This is a genomic window from Winogradskyella poriferorum, assembly GCF_050618035.1.
GTDB classification, from domain to species: Bacteria; Bacteroidota; Bacteroidia; order Flavobacteriales; family Flavobacteriaceae; genus Winogradskyella; species Winogradskyella poriferorum_A.
In genome coordinates this window covers 1-239 of record NZ_JBODPY010000109.1, presented here as the reverse complement: position 1 = coordinate 239, position 239 = coordinate 1, and the positions used below count along the sequence as shown (strand labels likewise).

Sequence of the window (239 nt, the reverse complement as noted above, 5' to 3'; positions counted from 1 at the left end):
AACAACAAACTGCATTGACCAACCAAAAACAAGTGCAAATCGTACTAATAAGAAAATGTTGAACTCCTTAAATCGAAGTGCTGCGTAAGGATCATTTGTTCTCATACTAATTTGGCTTGATATCCCTAAGCTTTAATTGTAAGTTTACATTTCCATTCCAATGGTTCTCATCTACAGAGTAAACCGCTTTAAATAGTTTTCTGTCGGTAATCAAATTATATTTATCTCCTAACCCAAAA

General features: G+C 33.1%; 1 protein-coding gene. It reads right to left on the bottom strand.

Annotated features, from left to right (window positions below):
• Window positions 1-106: 106 nt before the first annotated feature.
• A partial coding sequence (locus ACRHOC_RS15110; RefSeq protein ID WP_431159438.1) for a hypothetical protein occupies window positions 107-239 on the bottom strand: 133 nt, incomplete at its 5' end.